The organism is Vibrio sp. C8 (assembly GCF_054051265.1).
Genome location: NZ_JBPAOE010000053.1, coordinates 174,881 through 180,880, shown reverse-complemented (window position 1 = coordinate 180,880; position 6,000 = coordinate 174,881). Strand labels below are relative to the sequence as shown.

Here is a 6,000-nt window from a genome sequence, read left to right as displayed (position 1 = left end):
GAGTGGCCAAAGGGAGCAGACTGTAAATCTGCCGGCTCCGCCTTCGATGGTTCGAATCCGTCCCCCTCCACCATATTTTCTTGTAAGACGATAAGTTCTTGTGAGAGCAAAACTTGATTGATGCGTTGGGAAAACTTCATTCAAGCCTCTTCTTGTAAAAGATTAGGAAAACACCCTGGAGGGGTTCCCGAGTGGCCAAAGGGAGCAGACTGTAAATCTGCCGGCTCCGCCTTCGATGGTTCGAATCCGTCCCCCTCCACCATATACAGAAAAGCCAGCTCATTGAGCTGGCTTTTTTCATTTCAGAATACTCTAAAAATATCAGAGCATTAGTACAAAAGAACAAGCCCCTATAAAAGGGGCTTGTGTTTATTGAGGCTACAGGGGGTGCTCAATCAAAATGACTCTGGTTTCGTAAGCTCTTAACCTTTGCTTATATTCAATCTCATGATTATCAATGTCTGAATAATTGCCGATAAGATAACGTGCATTATTGAGCTCAAGCTCTTGTGGCAATTCACACTCTGCGTCAACATCATAATAGTTGTTCAAACACACCAGCGTCTGTTTAGCGCTGCGTCTTTGATAAGCAAAAATGGCTTGGTGCTCGGGCAGTAAGTCTTGATAGTCACCGTCAGTAATAACGGTAATCTCCTTTCTCAAATGAATTAACTTTTGATAGTAATAAAATACTGAATCCTCATCACTCAAAGCTTGTTCTGCATTGATTTGAGGATAATTGCTAGCAACAGAAATCCAAGGTTCTCCAGCACTGAAACCGGCATATTGGCTATTATTCCATTGCATTGGCGTTCGGGAATTATCACGAGATTTCTGCGCCAGAATCGCTAACATATCCGCTTCACTAACACCATTCTGCTTGACCATAATATCGTACATATTGGTGCTTTCAACATCTCGGTATTGCGAAATATCGCTATACCCAGGGTTCGTCATACCAATCTCTTCACCTTGGTATATGTAAGGTGTGCCCTGCATCATATGTATTGACGTTGCAAGCATTTTGGCCGACTCAACACGGTACTCACTATCATTACCTAAACGACTGACCACTCGGGGTTGATCGTGATTACACCAGAACAGTGCTCCCCAACCTTTCCCATTCAAGCCAGTTTGCCAATGGTTAAATACCTGCTTGAGTTGTATGAAATCAAAGGGGGCTTTGGTCCACTTTTCACCGTTAAGATAATCCGCTTTCAGGTGGTGGAAGTTAAACACCATAGATAACTCTTTGTTATCTAATGACGAATACTGCTGGCAATGCTCCAATGTTGTCGATGACATTTCCCCTACCGTCACACTGCCATATTTTTGGAAAACGTCGCGGCTGATTTCTTGTAAAAACTCATGCACACGCGGGCCATCGGTATAAAAACGACGACCGTCACCTACTTCGTCGTTTGGAAAATCCTGCTGTTTGGAAATCAGGTTAATCACATCCAAACGAAAACCGTCTACACCTTTCTCAGCCCAAAAGCTGATCACTTCTTTTACTTCATCTCGAACCAGAGGATTTTCCCAATTCAGATCCGCTTGCTCCTTAGCAAACAGATGCAAGTAATATTGGTTCGACTTTTCATCATATTCCCATGCACTGCCACCAAACTTTGACTGCCAGTTATTCGGTGCTTTGCCATCGACGGGTGACTTCCAAATGTAGTAGTCACGATAAGGGCTAGCTTTATCTGCCAATGCAGACTGAAACCACATGTGCTGTGTCGAAGTATGATTAACAACGATATCCATAATGATGCGAATGCCTTTCTGATGAGCCAGCTCAAGCAGGTTATCGAAGTCACTCATGGTGCCAAAATCAGAATTGATCGAGTAGTAATCCGCAATGTCGTAACCGTTATCAATCATTGGTGACTGATACACTGGCGTTAACCATATGGCATCAATGCCCAGAGTTTGCAGATAGTCCAGTTTAGAAATAATACCCTGGATATCTCCGGTTCCTTTTGCGCCGCTGTCACAGAAGCTCTTAGGATAAATTTGATAGATCGATGCGGTTTTCCACCAGTCGGATTCGCGATTAGCAACGGTCATTCTTTTCTCACTTACCAAAAATAAAAAACAGAAAAAAGAGTGGCAATAAGCCACTCATAAAAACGTTATGCTGAAACGGTTGATAAAGCGCCTTTGCCTTGCGCACGCTTGTACATCACTAAAGTCAGTGCCGCTGGAACCACAATCGCAACTAACATTGCAACAAGGTAGATACTCCAATACTGAGGTTGGATAGATAAAATACCCGGCAGACCACCAACGCCGATACCATTCGCCATCACACCGGCACTCCCACATACCGCTGCAGCCAAAGCACTACCAATCATTGCGGATAGCATTGGGAATTTGTATTTGAGGTTGATACCGTACATAGCAGGTTCAGTCACACCCAAGTAAGCAGAAATTGCCGCTGGTACAGAAATATCACGCTCGCCATGTTTCTTACTGATCAGAATGATGCCTACAACAGCTGAAGCCTGAGCAATGTTAGAAAGCGCAATTAAAGGCCAAATTGGTGTGCCACCCAACTCTTGCATCAACTGTAAATCGACAGCGTTGGTGGTGTGGTGAATACCAGTGATAACCAGTGGTGCGTACAAGAAACCAAATATCATCGAGCCCAGTACCGCGAAATCACCCGTCATTGCAGCTTTTGCAGCAAAGGCAACGCCATTACCTAATACTCGGCCGAACGGTCCAATTAACGTATGCGCTAAGATAACTGCCAGAATTAATGAAACAAACGGTACAACAACCAGATAAAGATACGCTGGTACCACACGTTTTAGGGTGTTTTCAATAAAGGCAAGCATCACACCAGCCAAGATCGCTGGGATAACCTGTGCCTGATAACCCACTTTTTCAATAACGAATAGGCCAAAATCCCAGACTTCTGGTACTTGCTTACCAATCAAATAAGCATTCATCAGTTGAGGCGAAACCAGAGTCACACCCAAAGTGATACCAAGAATAGGCGTTCCGCCTAGTTTCTTCACTGTAGACCAACACACACCAACCGGTAGGAAGAAGAAAATAGCTTCACCAATCAACCATAAGAATGAGTGTACACTTGCCCAGAACTGACTGATTTCCGTTAAGGTCTGACCGTCGAACATCTTGATGTCGCCAATCACGTTGCGGAAACCTAAAATCAAACCACCGGTAATAATCGCAGGAAGCAACGGTACAAAAATTTCTGCAAGATGGGAGATACCGCGCTCCAAAAGATTCATGTTTTGGCGTGCTGCAAGTTTCGCATCTTCTTTTGAAGCGCCAGATTGTCCAGTGATATCCAAAAGCACTTTAAACACTTGGTCAACTTCAGTGCCGATCACGACTTGGAATTGTCCTGCGTTAGTAAAGCAACCTTTCACTAAACTCAGCGATTCCAAACCTTTCTTATCCGCCTTTTCTGGTTCATTTAATACAAACCGCAAACGTGTTAGGCAGTGGCTAACACTGGCGATGTTTTCAACACCACCAACCAATTCAACAAGACGCTCTACATCTTGTCTCGCTATCTTACTCATACCTTTGTCCACCCTGTTACTTATAGCTTTTATATTAGTCCAATCGACAATGGGAACATTCCCATTAAGTTTTCAGTATAGTGACACATACAAATTAGACTTAAAATGGGAACAGTCCCATAAATTGAGAACGATCACATTAGGCGGTGTTTATTTCAACAAAAAATATGCAAGCTTTTACGTAAAAATCTCGGAACGATCAAAGTAAGAAATGGCAGAAAAGAGAAGTGAACAAAACGAAAACTATTCAAGACGAAAAGCATTCAAGGCGAGAAACGACTTTCTCACCTTGTTGGTTAATGTCGCAGATGCTCAGATGGCAGGAACTTGAGTAAGGTGTACCAGATGTTGTACATCACCGCTCAGATGCGAGATTAACAGGTTCGCGGCCTGTGCTCCGGCTTGCCTATAACCGGGATCAACAGTGTAGACTTTAGGGAACAAGAAGGTTAGCAACTCATTACCACCAACACCTGTCACCACAACATCTTCACGCTGACATTCCTGCAAACGCTTAATCACGCCTAACGCTAGGGTGTCACTGGCACAGACGATGGCTTGAGTATTTTCAAAAAGCACCTGTTCAACCAATTGATAAGCACTTTCGTGTTTCAACTTACCCGTTTGATAACAAGGCGTGATTTGTTGCTCCTGGCACCAATCTATATACGCTTGCAAACGCATTTCGCCAGTTGTGGCATCTTGAGGATCGACGCCGATAAAGCTGACTTGATCTAGCCCTTGCTGCTTAACGTAATCCAACGCCTGATTGATGATACCGATATTATCGTAGTTAATTGAAGAAACTTGCTCTGAATGAGTGGCTATCACCACCGATTTAAGCTGCCAAGGTACCAAAGCTTGCGCATCTAAATCCGTAAAGCCAAAAATGATCACTCCGTCCACATTGCGCTTTAACAATACGTCCAAATGTTCATTGGTTTTCTGTCGGTCAAACTGACTTTCCATGATCACAACGTCATAACCATGAGCGTAAAAGATCTCAAGCATGCTGCTGACAGAACGATTTTCAGAAGGCGAATCAAGGCGAGAAATAATCACACCGATAACTTTCTGGCTGCCGCCGCGCATCGACTGCGCCGATTTAGAAGGAACATACCCTGATTCAGCAATGACGCGCTCAACCTTTTCTCGAGTTTCAGGCTTCACTTTTGGATCATTGGTAAGTACCCGAGAAACGGTAGATTTACCGACTCCGGAAATTTTTGCGATATCAAGGATAGTGAGTTTTTTGCTCATGAAATACGGTCTGCAAGGTGATAAAAGCGGTGGAAATCCACCGCACTACTTCTGCTCAAGGCCATATATAAGCAAAATTTCACTCAATCCGGCAAGTTTTATAAATAATACCTTTGACTTCTAACCTAGCATCCTCACCTTTCGTGAACAAGGTAACAGGATTCACCACCGCAGACGTGTGGTCATCCAAGATGTATTTTGCTCCAGAGCCAGAAGGAATACGGACCAAGCGATACAGACTTTCCGAGGTTCTTAAAACTGCATTTTCTGCTGATACATAAGCAACATCAAATTGCTTCTCATCATCACAGACGTAATGTTGAAAATCACTGTCCCTAACTTTAAGCCCATCAACTTCGGTTGAGTTTGAACACGCTGTTAATGCAGTCAAGGGTAGCGCCATCAAGCAGAATGCGAATACGATATCGTTTCTATTCATGATGATTCTCTCTTCAAATAATAAAAAGGCCGCCTAAGCGACCTCTTAATACCAACCCCAGCAATGTATCAACTACCGATTACTAGTAATAGTATTAATTACGCTCTTTTAAATAGTTAGGCACTTCGCGCAAACTGTCCAGTACAACAGTGGCTAAACTCTCACCTTTTTCTGTCACAGGCTTGCCTGTACGTACTAAGATCTTTGTTCCGACTCCGGCAGCTTCTGCAGCCATCATGTCTTCCGCTTTGTCACCCACCATCACAGAGTTCGTCATATCGATCTTCAGGAAGTCTCGTGCTGAGATAAACATACCCGGCTTCGGCTTACGACAATCACAATCTTCTTTATACTTGCCTACACCATGCTCAGGATGATGTGGACAGTAGTAGATACCATCAAGCTCAACGCCGTTATCAACGAAATTCCAGTCCATCCACTGTGTTAATGACAGAAAACGATCTTCACTGAACATTCCACGAGCAATCCCCGACTGGTTGGTTACCAATACAAGTAGATAGCCCATTTCTTGCAGTTTTTTCGCGGCGTCAAACACACCGTCGATAAACTCAAAATCATGTTCATCACTTACATAGCCATGATCGACATTGATTACGCCGTCACGGTCTAAAAACACAGCTGGTTTCGCCAAAACATTCATCTCTTAAAAGTCAAACTATACGAATTATTGCACGCTTTATTTCTTTCATCACTATCTAATTACTTAACAGTATCACTCAA

At 43.4% G+C, this 6,000-nt stretch carries 5 protein-coding genes and 1 tRNA gene; 1 reads left to right on the top strand and 5 read right to left on the bottom strand.

The window, feature by feature from the left end:
- Positions 1–177: 177 nt before the first annotated feature.
- Positions 178–262: transfer RNA gene (locus ACRQQK_RS21115), tRNA-Tyr, on the top strand.
- 116 nt (positions 263–378) lie between these two features.
- On the opposite strand, the gene treC is transcribed toward ACRQQK_RS21115, so the two are convergent.
- The 5 genes from treC to gmhB form a co-directional block, all read right to left on the bottom strand.
- Positions 379–2,070 carry an alpha,alpha-phosphotrehalase gene (treC, locus tag ACRQQK_RS21110; protein WP_457514659.1) on the bottom strand — a complete coding sequence of 564 codons (1,692 nt, stop codon included), beginning with the start codon at positions 2,068–2,070 and terminating at the stop codon, positions 379–381.
- A 65-nt stretch (positions 2,071–2,135) separates the two neighbouring features.
- On the bottom strand, positions 2,136–3,560 hold the full coding sequence (treB, locus tag ACRQQK_RS21105) for a PTS trehalose transporter subunit IIBC (protein ID WP_457514657.1): 1,425 nt from the start codon (positions 3,558–3,560) through the stop codon (positions 2,136–2,138).
- A 312-nt stretch (positions 3,561–3,872) separates the two neighbouring features.
- Positions 3,873–4,820 (bottom strand): trehalose operon repressor TreR, encoded by a 948-nt coding sequence (treR, locus tag ACRQQK_RS21100; RefSeq protein WP_457514655.1) that lies wholly within the window; start codon positions 4,818–4,820, stop codon positions 3,873–3,875.
- Between the two features lie 79 nt (positions 4,821–4,899).
- Positions 4,900–5,259 carry an MliC family protein gene (locus ACRQQK_RS21095; RefSeq protein WP_457514653.1) on the bottom strand — a complete coding sequence of 120 codons (360 nt, stop codon included), beginning with the start codon at positions 5,257–5,259 and terminating at the stop codon, positions 4,900–4,902.
- Between the two features lie 94 nt (positions 5,260–5,353).
- Positions 5,354–5,911: a D-glycero-beta-D-manno-heptose 1,7-bisphosphate 7-phosphatase gene (gmhB, locus tag ACRQQK_RS21090; RefSeq protein ID WP_457514651.1), complete on the bottom strand. Its 558-nt coding sequence runs from the start codon at positions 5,909–5,911 to the stop codon at positions 5,354–5,356.
- Between the last annotated feature and the right edge of the window lie 89 nt (positions 5,912–6,000).